Annotated in this window: 28 protein-coding genes; 14 read left to right on the forward strand and 14 right to left on the reverse strand. The window is 31.6% G+C overall.

Translation table 11 applies throughout. The features are described 5' to 3' along the window. Positions 1-101 precede the first annotated feature (101 nt). Together glgA and glgC are read left to right on the forward strand one after the other, a co-directional pair. Positions 102-1,523, forward strand: coding sequence for a glycogen synthase GlgA (glgA, locus tag KQ51_RS06435; protein ID WP_038470398.1), 1,422 nt, complete (start codon positions 102-104; stop codon positions 1,521-1,523). Positions 1,524-1,526: 3 nt separating this feature from the next. Further along, positions 1,527-2,753, forward strand: a complete 1,227-nt coding sequence (glgC, locus tag KQ51_RS06440; RefSeq protein WP_038470401.1) for a glucose-1-phosphate adenylyltransferase — start codon at positions 1,527-1,529, stop codon at positions 2,751-2,753. A gap of 11 nt (positions 2,754-2,764) precedes the next feature. Here glgC and recU read toward each other — a convergent pair whose 3' ends face one another. After that, positions 2,765-3,343, reverse strand: a complete 579-nt coding sequence (gene recU / locus KQ51_RS06445) for a Holliday junction resolvase RecU (RefSeq protein ID WP_038470403.1) — start codon at positions 3,341-3,343, stop codon at positions 2,765-2,767. 146 nt (positions 3,344-3,489) lie between these two features. Here recU and KQ51_RS06450 point away from each other — a divergent pair, with 146 nt between their 5' ends. Further along, entirely contained in the window at positions 3,490-5,163 is a 1,674-nt protein-coding gene (locus KQ51_RS06450) for a ribonuclease J (protein ID WP_038470406.1), read from the forward strand. 155 nt (positions 5,164-5,318) lie between these two features. Then, positions 5,319-6,431, forward strand: a complete 1,113-nt coding sequence (locus tag KQ51_RS06455; protein WP_052609297.1) for a BMP family lipoprotein — start codon at positions 5,319-5,321, stop codon at positions 6,429-6,431. Between the two features lie 45 nt (positions 6,432-6,476). Here KQ51_RS06455 and KQ51_RS06460 read toward each other — a convergent pair whose 3' ends face one another. After that, complete coding sequence (locus KQ51_RS06460) at positions 6,477-7,199, reverse strand: Crp/Fnr family transcriptional regulator (protein ID WP_038470408.1); 723 nt, start codon at positions 7,197-7,199, stop codon at positions 6,477-6,479. Between the two features lie 207 nt (positions 7,200-7,406). Here KQ51_RS06460 and KQ51_RS06465 point away from each other — a divergent pair, with 207 nt between their 5' ends. The 7 genes from KQ51_RS06465 (at position 7,407) to KQ51_RS06495 (ending at position 13,884) form a co-directional block, all read left to right on the forward strand. Then, positions 7,407-8,930, forward strand: coding sequence for an ABC transporter ATP-binding protein (locus KQ51_RS06465; protein ID WP_038470412.1), 1,524 nt, complete (start codon positions 7,407-7,409; stop codon positions 8,928-8,930). Further along, a complete protein-coding gene (locus KQ51_RS06470) occupies positions 8,930-10,021 on the forward strand; it encodes an ABC transporter permease (protein WP_038470415.1) in 1,092 nt (363 codons plus the stop codon). The genes KQ51_RS06465 and KQ51_RS06470 overlap by 1 nt, the downstream gene beginning before the upstream one ends. Further along, positions 10,014-11,048 carry an ABC transporter permease gene (locus tag KQ51_RS06475; RefSeq protein WP_232958002.1) on the forward strand — a complete coding sequence of 345 codons (1,035 nt, stop codon included), beginning with the start codon at positions 10,014-10,016 and terminating at the stop codon, positions 11,046-11,048. The genes KQ51_RS06470 and KQ51_RS06475 overlap by 8 nt, the downstream gene beginning before the upstream one ends. A 96-nt stretch (positions 11,049-11,144) precedes the next feature. Continuing rightward, a complete protein-coding gene (locus tag KQ51_RS09865; protein ID WP_232958003.1) occupies positions 11,145-11,831 on the forward strand; it encodes a NifB/NifX family molybdenum-iron cluster-binding protein in 687 nt (228 codons plus the stop codon). After that, positions 11,821-12,198 carry a NifB/NifX family molybdenum-iron cluster-binding protein gene (locus tag KQ51_RS06485; protein WP_052609299.1) on the forward strand — a complete coding sequence of 126 codons (378 nt, stop codon included), beginning with the start codon at positions 11,821-11,823 and terminating at the stop codon, positions 12,196-12,198. Before KQ51_RS09865 ends, KQ51_RS06485 begins: the two co-directional genes overlap by 11 nt. Then, on the forward strand, positions 12,198-13,034 hold the full coding sequence (locus KQ51_RS06490; protein ID WP_038470418.1) for an AAA family ATPase: 837 nt from the start codon (positions 12,198-12,200) through the stop codon (positions 13,032-13,034). The genes KQ51_RS06485 and KQ51_RS06490 overlap by 1 nt, the downstream gene beginning before the upstream one ends. Continuing rightward, positions 13,027-13,884 (forward strand): ATP-binding protein, encoded by an 858-nt coding sequence (locus tag KQ51_RS06495; RefSeq protein ID WP_038470421.1) that lies wholly within the window; start codon positions 13,027-13,029, stop codon positions 13,882-13,884. Before KQ51_RS06490 ends, KQ51_RS06495 begins: the two co-directional genes overlap by 8 nt. An 11-nt stretch (positions 13,885-13,895) precedes the next feature. On the opposite strand, the gene KQ51_RS06500 is transcribed toward KQ51_RS06495, so the two are convergent. Beyond that, positions 13,896-15,140: a replication-associated recombination protein A gene (locus KQ51_RS06500; RefSeq protein WP_052609301.1), complete on the reverse strand. Its 1,245-nt coding sequence runs from the start codon at positions 15,138-15,140 to the stop codon at positions 13,896-13,898. A gap of 101 nt (positions 15,141-15,241) precedes the next feature. Between KQ51_RS06500 and KQ51_RS06505 the strand changes: the two genes are divergently transcribed. The 3 genes from KQ51_RS06505 to KQ51_RS06515 all read left to right on the forward strand — a co-directional run bounded on the left by KQ51_RS06505 (position 15,242) and on the right by KQ51_RS06515 (position 18,434). Then, a complete protein-coding gene (locus tag KQ51_RS06505; RefSeq protein ID WP_038470424.1) occupies positions 15,242-15,850 on the forward strand; it encodes a hypothetical protein in 609 nt (202 codons plus the stop codon). 145 nt (positions 15,851-15,995) lie between these two features. After that, positions 15,996-16,781 (forward strand): histidinol-phosphatase, encoded by a 786-nt coding sequence (locus KQ51_RS06510; RefSeq protein ID WP_052609302.1) that lies wholly within the window; start codon positions 15,996-15,998, stop codon positions 16,779-16,781. A 675-nt stretch (positions 16,782-17,456) separates the two neighbouring features. Then, on the forward strand, positions 17,457-18,434 hold the full coding sequence (locus KQ51_RS06515; protein ID WP_038470427.1) for an asparaginase: 978 nt from the start codon (positions 17,457-17,459) through the stop codon (positions 18,432-18,434). Positions 18,435-18,452: 18 nt separating this feature from the next. Here the strand turns inward: KQ51_RS06515 and KQ51_RS06520 are convergent, their stop codons facing one another. The 11 genes from KQ51_RS06520 to rpmA form a co-directional block, all read right to left on the reverse strand. Next, on the reverse strand, positions 18,453-18,902 hold the full coding sequence (locus KQ51_RS06520) for a flavodoxin domain-containing protein (RefSeq protein WP_038470430.1): 450 nt from the start codon (positions 18,900-18,902) through the stop codon (positions 18,453-18,455). A 17-nt stretch (positions 18,903-18,919) separates the two neighbouring features. Then, positions 18,920-19,639, reverse strand: coding sequence for a YwaF family protein (locus tag KQ51_RS06525; protein ID WP_038470433.1), 720 nt, complete (start codon positions 19,637-19,639; stop codon positions 18,920-18,922). An 11-nt stretch (positions 19,640-19,650) separates the two neighbouring features. Next, positions 19,651-20,370 (reverse strand): YwaF family protein, encoded by a 720-nt coding sequence (locus tag KQ51_RS06530; protein ID WP_038470436.1) that lies wholly within the window; start codon positions 20,368-20,370, stop codon positions 19,651-19,653. 9 nt (positions 20,371-20,379) lie between these two features. Next, entirely contained in the window at positions 20,380-20,937 is a 558-nt protein-coding gene (gene ruvA / locus KQ51_RS06535) for a Holliday junction branch migration protein RuvA (protein ID WP_038470438.1), read from the reverse strand. A gap of 119 nt (positions 20,938-21,056) precedes the next feature. Further along, positions 21,057-21,764 (reverse strand): hypothetical protein, encoded by a 708-nt coding sequence (locus KQ51_RS06540; protein WP_052609304.1) that lies wholly within the window; start codon positions 21,762-21,764, stop codon positions 21,057-21,059. 9 nt (positions 21,765-21,773) lie between these two features. Continuing rightward, a complete protein-coding gene (locus tag KQ51_RS06545; RefSeq protein WP_038470441.1) occupies positions 21,774-22,490 on the reverse strand; it encodes a DUF5058 family protein in 717 nt (238 codons plus the stop codon). A 95-nt stretch (positions 22,491-22,585) separates the two neighbouring features. Beyond that, positions 22,586-23,872: a GTPase ObgE gene (obgE, locus tag KQ51_RS06550; protein ID WP_038470444.1), complete on the reverse strand. Its 1,287-nt coding sequence runs from the start codon at positions 23,870-23,872 to the stop codon at positions 22,586-22,588. Positions 23,873-23,884: 12 nt separating this feature from the next. Then, positions 23,885-24,397, reverse strand: coding sequence for an AAA family ATPase (locus KQ51_RS06555; protein ID WP_038471889.1), 513 nt, complete (start codon positions 24,395-24,397; stop codon positions 23,885-23,887). Beyond that, on the reverse strand, positions 24,397-24,735 hold the full coding sequence (locus KQ51_RS06560) for a hypothetical protein (RefSeq protein ID WP_038470446.1): 339 nt from the start codon (positions 24,733-24,735) through the stop codon (positions 24,397-24,399). The genes KQ51_RS06555 and KQ51_RS06560 overlap by 1 nt, the downstream gene beginning before the upstream one ends. 2 nt (positions 24,736-24,737) lie before the next feature. Further along, entirely contained in the window at positions 24,738-25,226 is a 489-nt protein-coding gene (locus KQ51_RS09470; RefSeq protein ID WP_052609308.1) for a GNAT family N-acetyltransferase, read from the reverse strand. 91 nt (positions 25,227-25,317) lie between these two features. Beyond that, positions 25,318-25,602 (reverse strand): 50S ribosomal protein L27, encoded by a 285-nt coding sequence (gene rpmA, locus KQ51_RS06570; RefSeq protein WP_038470449.1) that lies wholly within the window; start codon positions 25,600-25,602, stop codon positions 25,318-25,320. Positions 25,603-25,621 lie beyond the last annotated feature (19 nt).

Here is a 25,621-nt window from a genome sequence, read left to right on the forward strand (position 1 = left end):
TTACAAATGTTCAATTTTATACAATGAAAATCTTTACATTGATTTATTCTATTGTTTTTCAAGTATCTAGGCTATAATTATATTAGTGAGGAGAGATACAAATGAAAATACTTTTAGTTGGTAGTGAGGCTACTCCGTTTAGTAAAACAGGTGGATTAGCTGATGTATTAGGTAGTTTACCTAAAGAGTTAAACAGATTAGATATGGATGCACGTGTAGTTTTACCAAAGCATATGTGGACTAAAGAGAAGTTTAATGACAAATTAGTACCAGTGTGTAATTTCCGCGTTAGTGTCGGACCTAAAGAAGAATATGCTGGAATTGAAACAACAGAACTTGATGGTGTTACATTTTACTTTGTAGATAATGAATATTATTTTGGTTATCGCAATACTCTTTACGGTCATTACGATGATGGTGAAAGATTTGGTTATTATTGTAATGCAGTATTAATGATGCTTGAAGAAATTGGATTCTATCCCGATATTATTCATACTCATGATTGGCAAACAGGGTTAATACCTTATTTATATCAAAAAAAATATAGTTCTAAAACCAAATATAAGGGAATTAAAACTGTTCATACTATTCACAACATTGCTTATCAAGGTAGATTTAGTAAAGATCTAATGCCTTATTTAGACGTTGAATATAGTAGTGATTTAGAATTTGATAACTTGATTAACTTCTTAAAAACTGCTCTAGTTACTGCTGATTACATAACGACAGTAAGTGAAACATATGCTACAGAAATCCTTCATGATTTCTTTGGATATGGGATGCAAAATGTCCTAAGAGAAAGACAAGACTCATTGGGTGGAATTGTAAACGGAATTGATTATGATGTTTTCAATCCGAAAACAGATAAAAAAATAGCGTATAATTATAGTTTATATAACTATTTAAAAGGTAAAGCTGAGAATAAAAAAGCTCTTCGTGAATATCATGAACTAGAAGAAAATAACCGTCCTATCCTCGGGGTTGTATCACGTTTAACTGATCAAAAAGGTTTCGACTTACTTAGTGAAGTAATAGAAGGTTTGGTTAGTAAAGGTGATATCCAATTAGTACTACTTGGTAGTGGTGATCCAGATATTGAAAGATTCTACAATGAACTACATAGTAAATACCCTAAAAATGTGGGTGTTTATATTGGATATAATGATGAAATGGCTCGTAAAATCTATGCCGGTAGTGACATATTCTTAATGCCTTCAAGATTTGAACCATGTGGTTTAGCACAACTAATCAGTTTGAAGTACGGGACTGTTCCAGTTGTTAGAAAAACAGGTGGATTAAGAGATACAATTGAAATATATAATAAATATAGTGACGAAGGAACTGGCTTTGGATTTGAGAACTATGATGCAGCTGATATGCTTTATGCTATCAATAATGCATTAGAAGTTTATGGCGATCCTAAAAGTTGGAAAGCATTAGTAAAAAGAGGAATGCAACAAGATTTTAGCTGGGAAGAATCAGCAAAGAAATATATTGAATTATACAAAAAACTAAGGGGGTAACAAATGGAAACTTTAGCATTAATCCTAGCAGGTGGACGTGGAAGTAGATTAGATATTTTAAGTGAAAAACGCGTTAAACCAGCTGTACCATTCGCAGGAAAATACCGTATTATTGACTTTACTTTAAGTAATTGTACAAATTCTGGTATTTATGATATTGCAATTCTTACACAGTATTTACCGTTATCTTTAAATGAACATATCGGTGTTGGTAAACCATGGGACTTAGACAGAAGAGATGGAGGAGTAACCTTACTTCAACCTCACAAAGAATGGTATGCTGGAACTGCTGATGCTGTCTTACAAAACATTCAATACATCAAAAAAAAGAATCCTAAATATACACTTATCTTAAGTGGAGATCATATATACAAAATGGATTACCGAAAAATGATTGATCATCATATTAAAAATGATGCTAAATTGACAATTGCTGTTCAACCAGTACCTTGGGAAGATGCACATCGTTTTGGACTTTTATCAGTAGATGATGATATGAGAATTACTAAATTTTCCGAAAAACCAGCAAAACCTGAAAGTAATCTAGCTTCAATGGGTATCTATGTTTTTGATACCGATGTTTTATTAGATGCTATTACAAGAATAGAAGATCCAAATCTTGATTTTGGTAAACATATCATTCCTGATTTATTAGAAAACTCTGATTTATATGCTTATGTCTTTGATAAATACTGGAAAGATGTTGGAACTTATGATGCCTTTATCGAATCGAATATTGAATTAACAGGTACAGTTGATAAAGTACCTCTAGATATGTATGAAAGAGAATGGCCAATCTATACTAAGAGTGAAGAACTCCCTAGTGTAAAAGTTGGTTCAAAAGCTCTTATCTCACAAGCATTACTATCAAATGGTTGTATCGTAGCTGGTACTGTTAAAAAATCAGTATTATCTCCCGGTGTAATTGTTCATCCCGGAGCTACTGTCATTAATAGTGTTATTTTAAATGATACTGAAATTATGCCAAACGCGTATATTGAAAATGCGATTATTGATAAGCGTTGTACTATTGAAGAGAATGTAGTAATTGGTGAAGGGAAAGACTATACACCGAATATTGATAAACCTGAGTTATTGGTTAGTGGAGTTAATGCTATTGCCAGTGGAGTAACTGTTCCAAAAGGTACAATTATTAAACGTAATTGCCGTATCTTTAGTACTGCTAAATTTGAAACAAAAGTAATTGAATCAGGAAGTACATTAAAATAAAAAGGCTAATTTTAGCCTTTTTTATTTATTAAAACTTCAACAACTCTTAAGTAATCAATACGTGGAGCATATCCTTCTTTAACAAGATATCCTTTTTCTCTAATCTCGTCAATTGTAATTGATTTTCTACCTTCTTTACTACGATTATAGTAACTAACTAAATCCTTAGATTCTAAAAGATAAATCTCATCCAATACTTTAAAATAGATTAATACAAAGCTAATTCCTCCATGTGTAGATGTCCTGTTTAGATGTTCAATTTGATGAGAGTGAATATTAGCGAACGGGAAACTAGTCTTATTATTGGTTTCCTTTGCTTCAAAATCGATATAGTAGCCTTTATATATACCATTATAATCGGTAGTAGATGGCACTTTATAATATGCTTCTTTGATAACAGCGGCACTTCTAGATGGATAATCAACTTTAACAATTTGGATTGGAATAGGCTTTTTATGAATAATAGCAAGATCATTAACTAAGTAATAATTATTACTTTCATTAATCATTGCCTCGAAAGTCATTCCTCTGTTTTTATGATCAGTTTTTTGCTTACTAAATGTGTTCTTTTTATTTGGATAATTAACCATCAAATCACCTCGTTAATTTAGTATAACATAGTTCTATAAAGAAAATAAGATAGCATGTATTGAAAAAAACGAAAATATTTTACACTAAATTATATAATAAGTAATTATATGTTATAATATTAAAGAGAAGAAAAGGAGGTGTTTTTATGGCTCGAATTAAGATATTGGCTCTTGGTGGACTTGGTGAAAATGGTAAAAACATGTTTTGTATTGAAGTTGACAATAGTCTATTTATTTTAGATGCTGGATTAAAATACCCAACTACAGAATTATTAGGTGTAGATAGTATTGTTCCTGACTTTACCTATTTAGAAAAAAACAAGTCGCGTATTGTTGGACTGTTTTTAAGTCATGGTCACGAAGATCATATCGGAGCAGTGCCTAAATTATTAAAAACACTAAACATCCCAATATATGGATCATACTTTACTTTAGCTATTTTGAAAGATTCTATTAAAGACTACGGATTAGACATTAACGATTATAAATTTAATATCGTTTCGAGTAAAAAAACATTAAGTTTTGATGATGTAAGTATTGATTTTTATAATGTAACACATAGTATTCCTGAAAGTTTCGGGATTTCATTATCAACTAAAGATGGTGTTATTATTTATGCACCTGATTATAACTTTGATCAAAACGTTCATAAAAGCTATAAAACTGATTTTGACAAACTAAGTAGGATCGCCGGTAAACCTGTATTAGCTTTACTTACAGAAAGTTTAGGAGCTGAAAGAACTGGTTATACCCATAGTTCTACAAGTTTAGATTATGCTCTGAACCAAGCATTCTACCAAGCTGAAAGTAGAATTATCGTAACTTCATTTAGTACTGACTTAGTCCGTATTCAAAAAATCATCGATATCGCTTTGAAATATAATCGAAAAATTGCGATTATTGGACGTAAAACACAAAGAACTGTCGATATAGCAGTAAATTTAGGGTATTTAAAAATACCTGAAGATAATCTAGTTAATTTACGATTCATCGATGAAAAAAACAAAAACGAATTAAAAGATGCCGTTGTTTTAGTCACAGGTGATCGACATGAACCTTTCTATATGCTCCAAAGAATGGTTAAAAAATTAGATCGTTTAATTCATACTGATTTAAAAGACACTATTATCTTGATGACTCCTCCAGTTCCTGGAACTGAGAAGATCGCAGCAAGAACTTTGGATATACTATATAGAAATGATTTAAATGTTATTAAAATCAGTAAAAATATTTTACCACCTTCACACGCAAGTAGTGAAGACATTAAACTATTAATCAATATATTGAATCCAAAATATATTGTCCCAGTCATTGGTGAATATCGTCATCTTTACGCACTTAGAAACTTATGTCGTGACATGGGTTATAACAATAAAAACATTATCATGTTAGATAACGGTGTTGTTGGTGAGTTGAATAATAAATCATTAGTTAGTACAAAGGAAAAAGTACCTAGTGGTGATATTCTTGTTGATGGTATTTTAGATGACGATGTCAGCGATGTTGTCCTTAGAGACCGTGAAATGTTAGCTGAAGATGGTGTTTTATTAATCATTGCTAATATTGATGCGAGAAACAAAAAAGTAGTAAGTGATCCAGAAGTGGTAAGTAGAGGCTTTGTATATATGAAAGAAAATGAGGATCTCATTAAAGGTGTAACTGACTTATTCTATTACGTTTCTGAAAACGAGTTTACTGGAAAATACATAAATTGGCGTAATTACAAAAGCAACGTTAAGAATCATATTAGTAAATACTTGTATAGAGAAACACGCAGAAGTCCAATTATTATTCCAGTTTTAATTGATACTCAAATTTAAAACGGCTTTATGAGCCGTTTTTTTTAGTGTATGAACAAATGAGCGTTCGCTCACACAAATATTTAAATTAAGGTGAAAACACTTTACTTTTTCATCATAATTTCATATAATAAGTGTAAAGATTTGATAAAAATCGAAAAAATAGGAGGATTTTAATGAAAAAATTATTAGTATTTATGGCTGCTTTTGTAGTAATGATTTCTTTAACTGCTTGTCAGAAAGAAACATTTACTGTTGCATTAGTAACTGATGTTGGTACTGTTACTGACAAATCGTTTAACCAAGGTGCATGGGAAGGTGTAGTTCAATTCGCTGAAGAATTCGAATATTCTCACCAATACTATCAACCAGATGACCAAACTACAGATGAATATGTAAAAAGTATTGATTTAGCTGTTGAAAATGGTGCTGAAGTTGTTGTAACTCCTGGTTTCTTCTTCGAGAACACAATTTGGTTAGTTCAAGATAAATATCCAGAAGTTAAATTTATCATCTTAGATGGTGCGCCTCATAACGTTGCTGACTGGGATACAGGAGACACTGTTGACGGTGAAGCTTGGGATTTCACTCAAGGTGCAAACGTTACTGCAATCTTCTATGAAGAACATGAAAGTGGATTCTTAGCTGGTTATGCTGCTGTTGCAGATGGTTTAACTGAATTAGGATTCATGGGTGGTAAAGCTGTTCCTGCCGTTGTACGTTTCGGATACGGATTCGTTCAAGGTGCTGCTAAAGCTGCTGAAGAAATGGACAAAATGGTAACTATCAAGTATAACTACTTAGGTGGATTTGGTCCAGACCCTGCATTCCAAGCAAAAGCTGCTACATGGTATGACGAAGGTACAGAAGTTATCTTTGCTTGTGCTGGTGGAGCTGGTGGATCAGTAATGAAAGCTGCTGAGCAAGAAGAAGGATTAGTAATCGGTGTAGACGTAGATCAAAGTGCTGAATCTACAACAGTTATTACATCTGCTAAAAAAGAATTAGCTCCTTCAGTTTATGAAACATTAAAAGATTGGCATGAAGGTAACTGGCCAGGTGGACAATTACGTTTCAGTGCTGAAAACTTAGGTGTTGCTTTACCTGAAAACTTTGACAGATTCACTACATTTGATAGTACATTATATGCTACTTTATTAACTAAAGTTCAAGATGGTACTTATGTAGTTGACGCTACTTTACAAGTTGATGGTACAGATAAAACTACTGCTGAATTATTAGCAGATTATGTTGCTGGTACTTATACAACAGTAACAATTATCGAATAATAGTTTTTCAAATTAAAAACACTACTTATCCAAGTAGTGTTTTTTTTATTTTCCTCTTAATCTATCGTAATACTTATAAAGTTGTTTACTTTGGTTTTCTTTAATAACAATCTTTCTATCTATCACATCAAGTAATTCTAGTTCTCTTAATCGTTTGATATTACGGTATAATGTTCGTAAGTTTATTCCCGTCCTGTTAGAAATAACCTCTCTAGTATTTGTGATTGTTGTAATTTTCTTATCTCGTGAAGTTTCTACTTGACGTAATAAGTAATCTACAAGTAGAAACATCGAGTTCTGAATTAACTTTTCACCTTGATGGAAACTTTGATTAAAGAAATCTTTAGAGATACACTTTAAGATAAGTTTAGTAAAGAGCAAGTTCTCATTTAGTAATTTAAGTGTATCTTGTTTAGTTATTCTGATTAACTTTGTATCATAAGTAGTATAAATAGATGAAATATATGTTGGATAATTTTGCAGGATTTCCATTGTACCGATTATCTCATTATCATTGATAAGAACTGGTTCATATAATTTACCATTCTCAAATACATTAACAACTCTAGTCTGTCCATGAACAATTATATACATGTATTCAATATTGTCACCCATCTTAAGAAGAGTATGGTTCTTCTTTATAGTAACGATTTTACATCTATGTAAAATGTCATCATCAAATGAATTTAGTAGTTCGATCAACTCATTATCATTCCTTGTTTTATTTATTTTATTATTAAGTATATTGTGGAATTGCTTTACTGTCATTATTACATCTCCTTGAATCATAATTATTGTCATTTTACTGACATTTGTCATTAATAAAATAATAGCACAAATGGTAAGATATTAAAAAGAAAACGTTTTTATTATAGTTATTGCACAAATTAATGTTGATAGTAAGGGGAAACCCTTTCATTTTTTTTGTGTTTATAATATAATTTAAGTAATAAATACAGTTAGAGGTGAATTCAAATGGATTATGTTATTGAGATGCTCAATATCACTAAAGAATTCCCGGGTATTAAAGCAAATGATGATGTTACCTTAAAATTGAAAAAAGGTGAAGTTCATGCTTTACTCGGTGAAAACGGAGCAGGTAAAAGTACTTTAATGAGTGTTCTTTTTGGTCTGTATCAGGCAGAAGAAGGAATTATTAAGGTTAGAGGAAAAGAAGTTAAGATTAAAAATCCTAACGATGCAAATGACCTTCACATTGGGATGGTTCATCAGCATTTTAAATTAGTACACAATTTCACAGTTGCTGAGAATATCGTACTCGGTATTGAAGATACTAAAAATGGATTTTTAAAAATGGATGATGCTATTAAAAAAATCGAGGAACTAAGTGATCGATATAAACTTAAAATTGATCCTAACGCGATTATTGAAGATATTACTGTAGGGATGCAGCAACGTGTAGAAATTTTGAAAATGTTATATCGCGACGCCGAAATTCTTATTTTCGATGAACCAACTGCTGTTTTAACACCTCAAGAAATAGATGAACTAATGAGAATTATTAAAAACCTTATTAAAGAAGGTAAATCAGTAATTCTAATTACTCATAAATTAAAAGAGATCAAAGCTGTAGCTGATAGATGTAGTGTCCTTAGAAAAGGAAAATACATTGGTACTGTTGAAGTTGATAAAACTACAACAACACAAATGGCTGAAATGATGGTTGGACGTCCTGTTAGTTTTGATGTTGATAAAAAACCTATGAAACTAGGAGAAACCGTTCTTAAAGTTGAAAACTTGACTGTAGAAAATCCTCACACTCACAAAAACTATGTTAACAATGTTAGTTTTGAAGTGAAAAGAGGAGAAATTCTATGTCTAGCTGGTATTGAAGGAAATGGACAAACTCAATTAGTTGAAGCTATTACCGGATTAAGACCACACCAAAAAGGTTTAGTTATATTAAATGGGGAAGATATAAGTAAACTATCAATTAGAAAGAAGACACTTTCAGGAATTGGACATATTCCAGAAGATAGACATAAACATGGTCTTGTTCTAGATTACAATTTAGGTGAGAACCTAATCCTACAAACTTATTTCGAAGAAAGATTCCAAAATAAAGGGTTCTTAAAATTTGATGAGATTTCTACTTTCTCAAACTATTTAATTGAACGTTTTGATATTAGAAGTGGGCAAGGAGATAAAACTCCAGCTCGTGCTATGAGTGGTGGTAATCAACAAAAAGCTATCGTTGCACGTGAAATTGATCGTGAACCCGATTTAATGATTGCTGTTCAACCAACAAGAGGTCTTGATGTTGGAGCAATTGAATATATTCATAAACAACTAATAATGTTGCGTGAACAAAATAAGGCTGTATTACTTATTTCGTTAGAATTAGATGAAGTAATGAGTGTTAGTGATCGTATTGTTGTTATGTATGAAGGTGAGTTAGTTGCAAATGTGCTTCCAAAAGAAACTACAGAAAACGAACTTGGTCTTTATATGTCTGGATCAAAAAGAGGTGACAACTAATGGGTAAAATAAAAAAAGTTTTAGGAAATATAAACTTTTTAAGTGCCATACTTGCTATTTTAACAGGAATTATGGTCGGATTTGTTATCATGTTAATTGTTAAACCTGGTTCAGCATTTGGTGGATTGTTCACAATCCTATTCGGTGGTTTCCTTGATGGACGAGAAGGCTTCGGAGATGTATTAAGATATGCAGCACCAATTATTCTTACTGGTTTAAGTGTTGGGTTTGCTTTTAAAACAGGTTTATTCAATATTGGAGCTAGTGGGCAAATGGCTGCAGGTGCATTCTTTGCAATCTATGTTGGTATTAAATGGACATTCCTAGGAGACTTCTTATGGGTAGCTGCTGTTTTAGCCGCAATCATAGGTGGATTCTTATGGGGTATTGTTCCAGGTATTTTAAAAGCACACTTTAATGTAAATGAAGTTGTTACCACAATAATGATGAACTGGATTTCTGTATTTGGAGCGTTTATTGCTTATTCAAGTGCTGACATCGTTGGTGGGACTACTCAAAATGCACAAAAAGTAAATCAAGCTGCTGCGTTGCCAAACTTATTCTTAGATAAAATCTTTGATAACCCTCGGTTAGATATTGGGATTTTAATCGCAATCCTTGCCGCCATTGTGATTCATATTGTTTTAAACAAAACAACATTTGGTTTTGAATTAAAAGCAGTAGGACATAACCGTGATGGAGCAAAATATGCGGGGATTAATTCAAAAAGAAATATCATCCTTTCAATGGGTATTGCTGGTGCGTTAGCTGGGCTAGCTGCTGCAGTCTTATATCTAAATGTTAGTGGTGCTACATATAAAATCGAGCAAAACTTAATCGGTGAAGGTTTTGACGGTATCGCTGTTGCGTTACTTGCATTAAGTCATCCTTTAGGAGCAATTGCTTCAGGAACATTCTTTGCATATATCAAAGCTGGAGGTTTAGAATTAAAACCTTGGGGATTTGATCAGAACTTAACAGGAATTATTACAGCTTCAATCGTATATTTTAGTGCGTTAAGTTTAATCTTCCAAAAATACGCTAAGCAAATCATTGCCAAATTTAAAAAAGGAGGTGATGTCAGTGAGTAAATCTATGAGAAAGAACATTATCACTGTCGCATCAATCCTTGGAATCATATTAGTATTATGGATATTTGGAACTGATGATTTATTCTTCGTATTAAGACGTAGTGTCTATATCATTGTCCCTCTTGCTGTTGTTGCTTTCGCTGGGTTATTCTCAGAACGAAGTGGTGTTGTAAATATCGCTTTAGAAGGTATCATGGTATTTGGTGCATTCATTGGTATCTTGTTTATGGTAAAAATACAAGATGCTGGAATGAGCGGACAATTAGTTTATTTCTTAAGTATTATCGTTGCTGGTATTAGTGGATACTTATTCTCACTAATTCATGCCTTTGCTTCAATCAATATGAAAGCAAACCAAGTAATTAGTGGTACGGCATTAAACTTATTAGCTCCAGCAATCGCATTATTCTTTATTAAAATATTATTTGGTGGAGAAGATATTATCTTTGCTGATCAATTCTTAGTTCAGGATGCTGGATTCTTAACAACTATTCCGGTTATTGGCCCAATCTTATTTTCTAAAACATATCTTTCAACATTTTATGCTATCGCGCTTATAATCATTGCATCAGTTGTTTTATACAAGACAAAATTTGGTTTAAGAATGCGCGCATGCGGGGAACATCCACAAGCAGCAGATGCTGCTGGTATCAATGTTGCTAAAATGAGATATGCTGGTGTCGGTATTAGTGGTTTCTTAGCTGGTATTGGTGGAATCATTATGATTATACCTTTAACTGTTGCTTTCACAGGAACTGTTAGTGGATATGGATTCTTAGCTTTAGCTGTATTAATTAGTGGGCAATGGAAACCAGGAAGAATTATCATTGTAGCAATCTTCTTTGGATTTATGTTAAACCTATCAGGTGCATATACAAAAATTGCTATCTTAGCAGATGCTGGGTTACCAGATAAAGTTTACTCATTGATTCCATTCGTAATGACGTTAATCGTTCTTGCCTTTACTTCACGTAATTCGCAAGCTCCTAAAGCATCAGGAGAACCATACGATCCAGGAAAAAGATAAATAATTAAAAAGACGAGAAATCGTCTTTTTTTTATTGACATATTATAAACTTAGAGTTAATATATAAATGTGCATATGCACATAGGAGGTGATGTCTTGCCATCAAGAAAAAAAAGATATGCAAGAAGACTAAGTAGTGAACGACTCTTAAAACCAGTAGGTATCGAAGCAAGTAAAATTGAAAGAAACATGCTTAACTTAGATGAATTCGAAGCACTACGATTAGTTGATTACGAAGGACTAAGCCAAATTGAAGCAGCTGATGACATGCAAGTTTCAAGAGCTACAATCCAAAGACTGTTGCAAACAGGACGTAAGAAGATTATAGAAGCAATCCTTCTTAATAAAGCAATAGAAGTTAAAAATGATATTAAAGACATAAAACTTAAGGGAGAGAATAAAATGAATACACAAGAGAAAAACACTAAGATAATCGCATTTCCAACTAGTGATAGAATCACAGTTGATGGACATTTTGGACACACAAAAGAATTTGCCTTATACACAGTAGAAGGTAATAACGTTAAAACTGTTAATTTCGTTACACCACCCCCACATGAGCCAGGAGTATTACCTCGCTTTTTAGGAGAACAAGGAATCGACATTATTGTAACTGGTGGTATGGGACAAATGGCAGTTAATTTGTTCAACCAACAAAATATTGATGTGATTTTAGGGGCTAAGGGTTCAATCGAATTAAACCTTAATGAATATTTGGGTGGTGCTTTACAATCAACAGGTAGTAGTTGCGACCATAATCATGGCGATAATCATGAATGTTAAAGAAGTAAAGGTAATCGCAATATGTGCTAATGATACTGACACTGAAAGTAACGTTGCAAGTCGTTTTGCAAGATGCGAATACTACACAGTTTACAACCATGAAACTTTAGAATTTACTTTTTACAAGAATATTGCCAAAGATGAAATGAGTGGAGCTGGTGGAAAAGCAGCTAAGCAAATTTCAGATTTAAATGTTGATGTTGTATTAGTTCCTGAAGTAGGCCCAAAAGCCTATGATGCATTAGAAGCATTTGAGATTGATATTTATCGATATACCAAATCATATAGTGTAAGAGATGCCGTATATGAATTTTATGAAAACAATCTAGAAAGAGTAACTTCTTTTACAAAAAAAGGAAAGCATTAGTGAAAATATCCATTTTGTCAGGAAAAGGTGGAACCGGTAAAACAACATTAAGTGTTAACCTATTTGCCTATCTTGAGAAAGCTACTTTAATTGATACTGATACAGAAGAACCAAATTCCCATATTTTTATAAAACCAAACAACGAAATAACAATCGAAGTTTTAAAAAATCACCCTGTTGTAGATCATGACGCTTGTACTTTTTGTGGTTTATGCGGAGATCACTGTAACTTTAACGCTATTATTCCAACTAAGACCAAAGTCCTTGTCTTCGAGGATCTTTGCCATGATTGTGGAATGTGCTCTCTTGTTTGCAAATCAGGAGCTATTACTTATAGGGAAAAGCAAATAGGTTCAATATTTACTTCTACAGACCAAGAAAAAACATTCCATTACGGAAAACTTAATATTGGTGAAGTAAGTGGTGTTCGTTTAATTGATAAGTTAAACAAAATAACCAGTAATGATGATTTAATTATCACGGATTGTCCTCCTGGGGTTTCTTGTTCAACAGTTGCAGCATTAACTAATACTGATTATGCAATAATTTGTGCTGAACCTACACCTTTTGGAATTAGTGATATGAGGATGGTTGTTGAACTACTTAGAGAAGATAGCATTCCTTTTGGAGTTGTTGTTAATAAAAGTGGAATCGGCAATGATGATATTTATAAATACTTAGAAGATGAAAATATCAAACTCTTAGAAAATATTCCGTGGACAAAACAACGAGCCGAGATATACAGTAAAGGTGAATTAATAATTGATTATGATGAAATCTTTAGAAGTAAAATCAAAAATATCTTAACACAGGTAATGTGTGAAAATCATGGTTAATGAAATTGCTGTTATTAGTGGTAAAGGTGGTACTGGTAAATCTACATTATTACTGTCTATGATTCCTTATTTTGAAAAAATAGTAATCGCTGATTGTGATGTCGATGCTCCTGACTTAAAAATCCTTTTAAGTGAAGAGATTACAAAAGAAGAAGAGTTCATTGGTTTTAAAAGACCTGTTATTGATTATGCAAAATGCAGATACTGTGGTTTATGTTATGAAAAATGCAACTTTGACGCAATAACGGAAACTATTGAAGTAAAAAAAGGTCTTTGTGAAGGTTGTGGTGTTTGTGACTATGTATGTCCAAGCGGAGCAATCACAATGGTAGATCATCCAATCGGTAAAATCTATCAAAGAAGAACTATTTTTGGTTCAATGATTGATGCTAGACTAGTTCCCGGAGAAGAATCAAGCGGTAAACTTGTTAGTGAAGTTAGAAAAAGAAGTAAAGAAGTAGCATTAACAGAAAAAGCTGAAACAATCCTTATTGATGGTTCACCAGGAATAGCCTGCAATGTTATTAGTACAATCAGTGGTGTATCCAAAGCACTAATTGTTACTGAACCTACTTTAAGTGGAATTCATGACTTAAAACGTGTTTTAAGCCTTTCAGAAATGTTTAGTGTTGAAGCAAAAATCATCATAAACAAATATGATCTAAACTTAGACATGGTTGAGGAAATAGAAAAATACTGTAAAGAGCAAAATATCGATATTATCTTAAAAATTCCTTTTGAAAAAAAGATTGTTGAAAGTATTTCTAATTTAAAAATACCATCAACTTGTGATATACCTTTTTTTGAAAGTAGTGAATGGTTAAAATTTATCGAATACATTCAAAAATAAAAGACGAAATATTATTTCGTCTTTTTTAATACCTTTTTAACAATTTTATTTCTTTCATTCAATGCTCTTTCATATTTACCTGTCTCTTTAGCATAATAATAAACCTTATCTTTTAATTCATCAGGTAAATACTGTTGATAAACAAGTGCATTATCATAATCATGAGGATATTTGTATTTCGTTTTATCTTCAAAATTAGCAACATTGATAATATGATTAGGGACTTTTGGTGTTTTACCTTCCATAACTTCTTTTAATGCATCATCAAGTGCACTATGTGCACTATTACTTTTAGGACTAAGTGCAAGATCAACAACCATAGTTCCTAAAGGAATCCTTGCTTCTGGAAAACCAACTCTTTCACATGCTCTAGCACAAGCATCCATTCTTGTTACAACAGCAGGATTAGCTAATCCGATATCTTCCCAGGCAATAACAGTTAATCTTCTTAAGATACTAGTTAAATCTTCCATGGCAACTAATCTAGCTAAATAATGTAAACTAGCATCAACATCGCTACCTCTAATTGATTTTTGTAAGGCACTTAAGATATTAAAGTAATTATCTTCATTTTTATCTAAACTTAGACTTGGTGACAATAGTACATTTTTTGCCTTCTCAAGATTTATCTCTTCATTAGGATAACTCATATTAAGAATTTCTAAACTGTTTATAGCAGTTCTTATTTCATTGTTAGAACTCATTGCAATGTACTCATAAACAACATCATCAAGTTTACAACCTAATTCATCTTTAAACTCGATCTCAACTTGTTTTAATCTTTCTATAATATCATCTTTATTAATTGATTTAAGCTTTAAGACATGTGTTCTAGATCTTACAGCAGGATTAACACTATGATAAGGATTATTTGTTGTTAATCCGATCATAATAACATTACCTTCTTCCACATGTGGAAGTAAATAATCCTGCACATCCTTATTCATTCTATGGATTTCGTCAACGATTAATAAAGCACCATAGTTTTTACTTACTTTTATAATTTCACTTAATTGGGACTTACGATCTGTAGAAGCATTAAACTTATATGTTCTTAAACCAAATATTTCACCAATAGCTTCAGCTATTGTTGTCTTACCAATTCCCGGAGGTCCATATAAAATAAGACTGAATAACTTCTCGTTATCAATCATTCTTTTTATTACTCCGTTCTTACCAAGAATATGATCTTGGCCAACAACTTCATTTAAATTCTTAGGTCTAGCTCGATATGCTAGAGGTCTCTTTATTTCCATATTATCACCTATACATATTTTAACATATAATCAAAGATATCTATGATATAATATCAATTAGGTACATAAATATTTGTTATATATAGGAGGAAGATTATAATATGGAATGGGATACTCTTTTAGGATCTACTTATACATCGATAGCACCTATTTTTTTATCATTTATCTTTGCATTTCTACCTGCAAAGATTAACGCTTTAACAAACAAGGATCATTTCAATAGAAAAACATCTAAGCTTATGAGAATTACAAATATTGTATATCTTGTATGCCTATTTCTATTGTTCTCAGTAAGTTCTTATATTCACCAAAAAGCATTTCATATCACAGTAGGAGTTATCTTTGGATTACTAGCATTAATAATTATCGTAGGTAAAACTGGTATTCTTAAAAATAAGAAACAAAAGAATCACTATAGTATAACCTACGGAAAAGAAGACAACGATAATACTATCAAGATGCTCAACAGCAAATTCAAAAACATACATATAAAATCGAATGCGGATTTTGCACCAACAAGCATTTCGATAGAACAAGAAGAGAACATTGATGACACTTTTTATCTGGAAAAACTAGAGAGTACAGAAGATCTTCTTGAAGATTTATATGCTCCAAATTTCCAAAAGAGGTTATATCTTTTTAGTTTAATGTACTACTCTACATTGATAATTGCGCCGGTTATGGTATATCTAGCCTATATAGGTCAATAGTTTGCAACCTGTTAGTCAAGGATTCATAATATATGAAATCATTATATATAATATCAAAGCCATGAACTTGAAAGTTCATGGCTTTCGTTCTATATAAATTGATAAGTAGTATATAAAATGTTAGAATACTTCATGAGGTGTTCATATGAAAACAAACTATCATACCCACCATGAACTTTGCGGACACGCAATTGGTACTTGTGAGGATTATGTATTAGAAGCAATAAAAAACAATTATCAAGAACTAGGTTTTAGTGATCATGCACCTAATTCAAGAGTAGATGATTTTGGGGTTCGAATGAAACCAAAGGAGTTTACCACCTATTTAGAAGATATAAAATATGTTCAAGAAAAATATAAGAACTCATTGACCATCAAAAAAGGCATGGAAGTAGAATTCTTTTATGACCATGCGAAATATTATGAATTTTTAAAAGGTGAATTAGATTACTTAATATTAGGACAACATTATATTTCTCATACAAAACAAATGAATGATCTAAAAAGTAGCTTTGCTTTAACATCAGATAAAGATATAGAAATCTATGCTGAATTTGTTTGCGAAGGAATGAAAACTATGAACTTCAATATTTTAGCTCATCCAGATTTGTATATGTGTGGTTATCAAGATTGGAATCAAAAAGCAATAACAGTTGCTAAGAAAATTATCAAATGTGCTGAGAAGACAAACACGATTTTAGAATTTAATGGAAATGGATTTAGAAGAGGAACAAGAAATACTCCACAGGGAAAAACTCAACCATATCCGAGAATTGAATTTTGGAATCTTGTAAAAGAGCATAATGTAAAAACAATCTTTGGAGTTGATTGTCATTCTCCAGAACAAATATATGACACCACCATAAAAGAAGCAGAAGTGGTTTATAAAAATTTAGGGACTAATCAAGTTGAATTTCTATTCAAAAAGTAGTTAAAAAACAGGTAATTTTACTACCTGTTTTTTTGTGCCAAATTTTGTCTCTAACAGTTTTTCTATATATTAGACAATAATACAAGAAGAGATATAGAAACACGAAAACACTCAATATTCTCTACCCATTTTTGAAGATAGGAAAAGAAGAGGTATGTAGCGAGATTAAATATAGTCATTGAATATATATGAATATGTTAACCGCTCGATAGAAGGTATATATTATATGATTTTTATAATAAAACACCACATATACATAGAATAAAACAAAAAGAGAGACCTTTTCCTTCTATTGATTCTACTTCCTATAATATATATTATGTTAACAATCATAGAGGTCTATATAAAGCCATTAGTAACCTACACAATGACATTTGGACGTTTTTCATATCCAGCCTCTCTTCAAGAAAATACTCAAAACCAAAAATCAAATTAAACACTAACAGTAAACTTACATTGGCAAAGTTTTAATAGTAAGCTTTTAATAATTCGAAAAATGTCTATTCAATATGGTTCACAAACATGGTCATCTGATATTACTTTTCAAGGTCTTAATCCAAATGAATTATGTAAACCCTATATATTGTATGGTTCACATTTACTGTGTCGCAACATTTAATTTTTTTTAATATTCTTTCTACTTCCTTTATGTTATGATTTATGTGAGGTGATATCATGAAGAAAGTTGCATTGATTTTTACTGGTGGAACAATTGCTATGAAAGTTGACAAAGATTTGCATGGAGCTATACCCTCTCTTAGTCCAAATGAAATCGTTCAGACTTTATCAGGTATAGATGAATTTCAAAATTTGATCGTCCATGAATTCTCAAGTAAACCTTCGCCATCGATTACTCCAATAGACATGAGAAATCTTGCGAACGTTGTAAATGATTATTTAGAACAAGATGAAATTGTTGGAACTATAGTTGTTCATGGAACTGATGTTTTAGAAGAAACAGCGTTTTATCTTAATTGTGTTTCTACATCTAACAAACCAATCGTCATCACTGGTTCAATGAAGAATGCTAGTGAACTAGGATATGATGGTTTAACTAATCTTGTTTCAAGTATAAAAGTATGTATGTCTCCAGATAGTTTAGGAAAAGGTACTTTAGTTGTTATGAACGATACTATTAATAGTTCTGTTGAAGTAACTAAGACCCATACTATGAGTTTGGATACATTTAGATCAATGGAATTCGGTCCACTTGGAATCATTGACCATAATGAAGTTATATATTATAGAGATGTCACACGTAATAAGAAATATCAATTAACCAACAAAATAAACAATGCCGTCTATTTATTAAAAGCTTATGCTGGAATGAACGGAGAGTTCATCGATTACCTCATTGAGCATGAAGCTAGAGGTTTAGTAATTGAAGCATTGGGTAGAGGAAATTTACCACCAACTATGTTAGATGCTCTTGAACGAGCGATCAATGTTGGAATCTATATTGTAATTGTTTCTAGATGCCCTGCAGGTAGAGTCCTTGATACATATGCATATGAAGGTGGAGGAAAAGATCTTACTAATAAAGGTTGTATTCTCGGGGGTAGCTTAAACGGCCAAAAAGCCCGTATTCTTCTTAGCCTTGCTATTGCTAATGATTTTGATTTTAATGATATAACTAAACTTTATAAAGTATAAAAAAATCTAACCGGTCGGTTAGATTTTTATTTTGTCTAAATTCTCATAATTAATATGTTCACTGCTTTTAATAACTCTAGCAACAGACTGAACAATTCGCTTTTGCATGAAACTCATTCTCTCTAGATAATAAGCTCCACCACCATAAACAATCTCAGCATGTTCTCTAATTTTCTCAGAAAGATTATGTTCTACCATAGCCTTAAATCCTTTTGTATTCATTCCACATAATACTATTATCAATCTCTTGTTAATTAGTTCGTTTGTGAACTTTTGGATAAACTCTTTTCCAGTTTTCTCGATTTTGCCCATATAGATTGGACACATAATAACTATCGTTTCATAGTCATCAAGACTTCCTCTAAACTTAATAATCTTCTCGATATCTGTATCATTTTTTTCTTTAATATAATTAGCACATTTTTCAGTGCATCCTGTTTTTGAATGATAGAGAATAATTGAATTCATAGTTTTCTCCCTAATAATTAGTTTAGTTTCTTTTGCCTCTTATGGTAAATAATAAATGGTATAAACCATATCAATATAATTCCAAATGACATTAATATTACTCCAACTAGATATCCAAAATAACCAAATTGTTCAAACATTTCAAATGGTGAATCAGCACCATTAAGCATAAACATTAAGTTAGCTCCTGAAGCATTACTTGCAATAATTAATATACCAACAATTATCGATAATGCAATACAGCTTTTACGCCAGTCTTTCCAAGTCGGATACCATTTATATACAAAGATCATATATACAAACATTAAGAAGAAATTCACATGCCCTATCATAAACTGATAGAATCTGTATCGATCAACACTAAATTCTATATCAGGAAATAGCACACTTGCTAGTGCTCCCCATGTCCAGAAATAACCAATTGCAAACAACTCATATTTCTTAAAGTATAAAGCAAAGATACCTATGAACAAAGTAAAGGCACAAAGACTTATTGGTAAACTGTGTTCCCATGTCCATATCCCGTTTAATATAAACCATAGATATAATCCCATTTCCCAGAAAAACGCTAAAAGCGCTACGGTTTTCGCTACTTTTCTTTCATGTTTATAATTTCTAAGTTTCTCCCTATATACATAGATTAAAATACATCCTACTATAACAAATACAAACAGCATTAAATGAATCGCATTGAAAGGTACTAACTTAATACCTACTTCATCACTAAAAAACTTCATACTAGTTCTCCTTATGTTTTACTTTTATTATAAAAATAAATTGGTAAATACCATAATGTCATCACAATACCGGTAAGTCCTATACATCCAACTAAATATATAAAATACCCATATCCTTCAAAAATACTAAAAGGAGTATCGTTAGCTTCTAATAAAAACATATAGTTCATACCAAATATATTATTGATCGGAATTATAATGACAGTTGCTAATAAGAACAATGCAATTAAACTTTTCTTATATGACTTAAAACTAAGTCTAAGTTCTGAAACAAATAATAAATACAGAAAATTAAAGAAAAACAAGATGTGACTAACCATAAAATGATAATACCTAAATCGATCAGGACCATGAAGAATATCAGGAAACAATATACTAACAACTCCTGCTAAACACCAAAAATATGCAATCTCAAATACTTTGTTATTCTTAGTGAACATGATATAGATTCCTAGGTAATTAGTTAACCTGCATAAATGTAATGGTAAACTATCATAAAAATTCCATCTTCCATGAAGCATTTGCCAAACCTGGAAAGACACTTCAGTTAAGATCGCTAATATGGCTAACCCATATCTTATCTGTTTCTCATATTTTGAATTTCTAATTCTTTCCCTGTTTAAATAAATCAATACTACACCTACGACAATTAACAATAACGGTATAATATGATTTAAACTAAATTCCTGAAACGTATTACTACTTTCCATAAAAGAAAAGAAACCACTCATTTAGATCACCTACTTCAACATTTGTGATAAAGCATCTTTTAACAATTGATCTGTCGGTTTAGAACCATCAAGGTTCTTAACCGCTTTTTTAATTTCCTTTGCTCGGTATCCTAAAGAATTCAAAGCTTCTTCAACTTCAGAAATATTATCATTCAAGATAATACGATCAGTCTCTAAGTTCAGTTTTCCTTTTAAATCAAGAATAATCTGTTGTGAAGCTTTTGGTCCAATACCAGGAAACTTACTTAAGAATTTAACATTCCCAATCTCAATAGCTCCAATAACATCATCAGGATTTCCAGTAGCTAATATAGCAACAGCACTTTTAGGTCCGATACCTTTAACACTTAATAGTTTAATAAATAATTCTTTTGCACCCTTTGTTTTAAAACCATATAAGTGAATTGCATCTTCACGTACATAGTGGTGAATATAAACTCTTTCAACTTCAGTAAGTTTAAACTCATAAGGATTCGGTGTGAATACTAGATACCCAACTCCATTAATATCAACAGTAATATAATTTGGATGAATCTCTGTAATTTCACCTTGTAAATAGCTATACATAATATCACACTCCTATATAAATTATAGCATATTAACCTATGTTCTATCATTATATTTATAGTTCGTTAACCGAACTATAACTTAGATAAAAAGAATGAGCATCTAAGATGCTCATTAGTTTATTTATCTTCTTTAGGTTCAATTGTTATTTTACCTTTTCTAAATAATAGATATGCAATTCCAACAGTTATTGGAACTGTAACGATTAAGATAACTCCTGAATATGCTGTTGTATTCATAACAAATATATTAACAATGATTAATAATATAAATGGTACAACCCCTGATAATAACTTGTTCTTAATTACGACATCACCACTTGGTCTTAATACTGAAATAATCAGTGCACCAAACAGTGCTGGTAATACATAATTAGCAGCTTCTTGAATTACATCATTTTCCATAATAGGTCCTAGTGGGACAAATAATAAGACACCTAATGATAAGATGATTATTGTAACCATCGAACTAACGCCAATTGCTAAAGTTGTTATAACATCAGATTCCTCAGTACCTTTAGTTGTATCCATCAACTCTTGAGCATTATTAGCTACAGGAACTTTTAAATTCAAGATATTTCCTGTAATAAAAGTAATATAACTAGAACTACCTAGTAACGGTGAATAAATCAATACTTCACTAATACCTATTGGAATATAGATTGCAAACAAACCAACTCCTGCAGTTAAGAAATCCATAAACGTTGGCATTGCATTATGATACAATCCAAATACAGTTGGAACACTAAATAATAATATAATCGTAATCATGATACCGATTCTACCAAGACGACTCATTTCATTTGTAAATTGCTCTTTAGTTTTCATATCATTCACCTACCCTAACCAACTTAACCATAGGATACTTGAAGCCATTCCTCCAAGTAATGCTAAGGCTAATACAAAGTCTTTTACCCAAGATAATCTCTTAACTTTCATTGAGAGAACTCCAAAGGAAACTGTAATAACTAAACTAGTAAAAAATGTTAGGAACGATGTCCAATCTTTCATTAAAAATGCTGGTAAGAATGTTGCTGCTAATGCGACCATTAAACATTCAATTGCAACAAAACCAAACGATGTTTTATTGCTTCCTAATTGATCAACTTTACTTTGTATTTTCTTACCAAAGAATAACAAGGTAAATAACCCAGAAGTAATTGCAGCTGTCATTACAAACATTACTGTTACTAAGTCTTGAACATTTGCTTCAGCAAGATTTGCACTCTCACCTAGTAATGCGTTAGTTGCTGTTTCACTTGCAACAAGTTCATACGCAACACTACCAATAACACTTAATCTTAACCATGGAAATGGTACACCAAGTGATGCTACTAATGTGAATAAGCCAATAACTATTGCAATACTTGGCACGATAGTAGCTGTAATTGTTGATTTAATAACTTTCCATAAATCCTTTTTTGAATAACCTAACTCAAGTGCTCGATTCCATGCTTTTTTTGCAAAATAAAAAGCAAGAAAGAATACAAAAGCAATAACAATAGATACTAATATATATAGTAAACTACTGTTGACAAGATCATAAAAATCCATATGTTGTTCCCCCTATAATTAACTTTCTTACTCTAATCTTACCATAAATCGCTTGTTTATAAGATTACAAATAAAAAAAGGTGCTAAAAGCACCTTTAATCTAGAAATTCAAATGCAAAATCAAATACTCTAACAGTGTCTCCGTTTTTAACACCTAGGTCTCTCAATTTAGCATCAATTCCTAAACTTCTTAAGATTCTACTAAATCTTTTAACTGATTGGTCTTTGGAAAAATCTGTCATATCAAACATTTTTCTAAGGGGAATACCAGTTACATCAAATATACCGTCATCACCTTTGTGGATTTCAAATAATTCTTCATTTGCCTCAAATGTATATTCAACAACTTGATCGTAATCCTCGTCATCATATAAATCAAAGCGTTTAGTGTTTTCTAATAAGTCCATTGTTTTATACAGTAATTCCTGAACACCTGAACTAGTTATTGCACTAATCGGAATGATTTGAATCTCTTCATCATCTAATTCCAATTTAAACATTTCTAAATTATCTTCTGCTCCGGGAATATCCATTTTGTTAGCAACAATGATCTGTGGTCTTTTTAATAGATCATATTTATAAGAAGCTAATTCATTATTGATTACTTTATAATCAGTAAAAGGATCTCTTCCTTCAGAACCACTCATGTCAATAACATGTAAGATAACTCTAGTTCTTTCAATGTGTCTTAAGAATTGTAGTCCAAGACCTTGTCCCAAACTAGCACCTTCAATAAGACCAGGCAAATCTGCCATAACAAAACTTCTTGATTCTTCAACTCTAACTACACCTAAATTAGGTTTAAGAGTTGTGAAGTGATAACTAGCAATTTTTGGACGACTGTTTGAAACAATACTTAACATCGTACTTTTTCCAACACTAGGTAATCCTACTAATCCAACATCAGCTAAAACTTTTAATTCACAACGAATCAATCTTGTAAATCCTGGTTCACCTTTTTCAGCAATTTCAGGAGCGGTATTTCTTGAAGTAGTAAATTTAACATTACCACGTCCTCCGCGACCACCACGACAAATCATAACTTGTTGTTCGTTTTCAGTGATATCACCAATAACTTTATCAGTGTCTTCATCATAAATTGTAGTTCCTACAGGAACTTGAACAATTAAGTCATTACCTGAAGCACCATTCATTTTTTTAGGTTTTCCATTTTCGCCCTCTTCAGCGCGTAAAATTTTATTATACTTTAAATCAATTAAAGTAGATAAACCTTCTCTACCGACAAAGATGATATTACCACCTTTACCACCATCTCCACCAGATGGTCCACCCATAGGAACAAATTTTTCCCTACGAAAAGCGACTGTACCGTCGCCACCTTTACCTGATGAAACTTTAATTTTTACTAAATCTACAAACATTAAGAATTCCTCCTATAAGGAATTATACCAAACATATAACTCTTCTCTAGTTTTAAATACAATTACTTTTTTCTTGTTCTCATATTGTTTAATTACTGCTTTTAAGTACTTAGCACGAAATTTGTAATAGCTTGCTACATACTTTAAAAACACTTGATCTATTCCTTCAATGCAACCATCCGCCATATCGCTTCTAACTTGATGTTTAAATTCATTAGCACGCTGATGAATTCCTTCAAGTGCTTTTTCTGTACCAAAATCTAAGAAGATGATAGTATCAGCAATTTCAAGACGATATTTAAAATGGTTATTATTACTATAGTTTCCATCAATTATAAATTTACGGTGCTTTGTTAAAAACTTACGAATCCGTAAATCAAAAGTTTGCTTATCTAAATTTTGCCAGTCTTTTTGCCAGTAAACTGAATCAAGATGTAGTATTTCAAGACCTAGTTTTTTCCCAAGATTCCTACATAATGTAGTTTTTCCCGTTCCGCTTGGTCCTAGAATAATAATGCGGTTCATTAGATTGTTAATACTTCCCAATCAGAACTATTTAATTTTTCAGCAAGATAAACACCTGTATACATTACATTTACGCCAAGACTTTCGAGCATTTCTGTACTTCCAGTATCATCAGCACACATTTTACATGCATAAACAGGTATTTCATTATGAATAAATGTTTTAACATATTCTTGGTATTTAGGAGTTTCGGTAATAACTACCTGAGAACCTCCCCAGATTAATACTTCAACACCACTAAACCAATTCTGTGCTTTTGAATTGTACGTAAATGGTACAATAAATTTTGAGATATCAATTTCATTCTCACTTTTCCAAACAACAAGTAACTTTTTCATAATTACTCCTCCAACACCTTTTCGTAAGCTTGTCTATTTATACAAGCTAAGTATCCAATTTCCTGGAAATTGTTTTTCTTTAAAAAATTTCTCATTTTATAATTATCTAAATGAGTATCTATTTTTATCGATTGATAATCTTCATTAATCCCTAAGATGTATCCATAGTTAAATAATTCTTGGGCAACACCCTTTTTTGAATTATCAGGATCAACAATCAATCTGTGAATAACTAAACTTTTATCTTTTAACCATCCATCAATTGTTTTATAAGGAGGATCATTTTCGGGGAGGATAGTCATTGCCCCTAAAATTACATTATCTTCCTTATATATATAAAGACAATTATTAATAACGTCTTTAAAGTAATGAGCTTTTCTTGGATAGTTTAATGTCCATTGCGGAATTTTTGCTAAAGCCATATGATTAATAACTTTAACAGCTAATTCATCAATTTCTTCTAAGTCTTTTAATAACGCTAAAGAAATCATTAAATCACCACCTTATTATATATTCTCATTATACATTTTAAGAATTAAAATGGCAAACCACCGTGTGATTTGCCATTATCTCGTATGTTTATTATTCTGGGTAAACTGAAGCTTGTTTTCTATTTTTACCAACACGTTCGAATTTAACGATACCATCGATTTTTGCAAATAATGTATCATCTCCACCAATTCCAACATTAGTACCCGGATGAACTTTAGTTCCTCTTTGACGATAAATGATAGAACCACCTGTACAGAATTGACCGTCAGATAATTTTGCTCCTAGGCGTTTTGATTCACTATCACGACCATTTCTAGTCGATCCAACACCTTTTTTAGAAGCCATACATTTTAGAATATTAATTTCTAATAACATCTCTGTCACCTCCATAATC

Source organism: Candidatus Izimaplasma bacterium HR1, from assembly GCA_000755705.1.
GTDB lineage: Bacteria > Bacillota_I > Bacilli_A > Izemoplasmatales > Izemoplasmataceae > Xianfuyuplasma.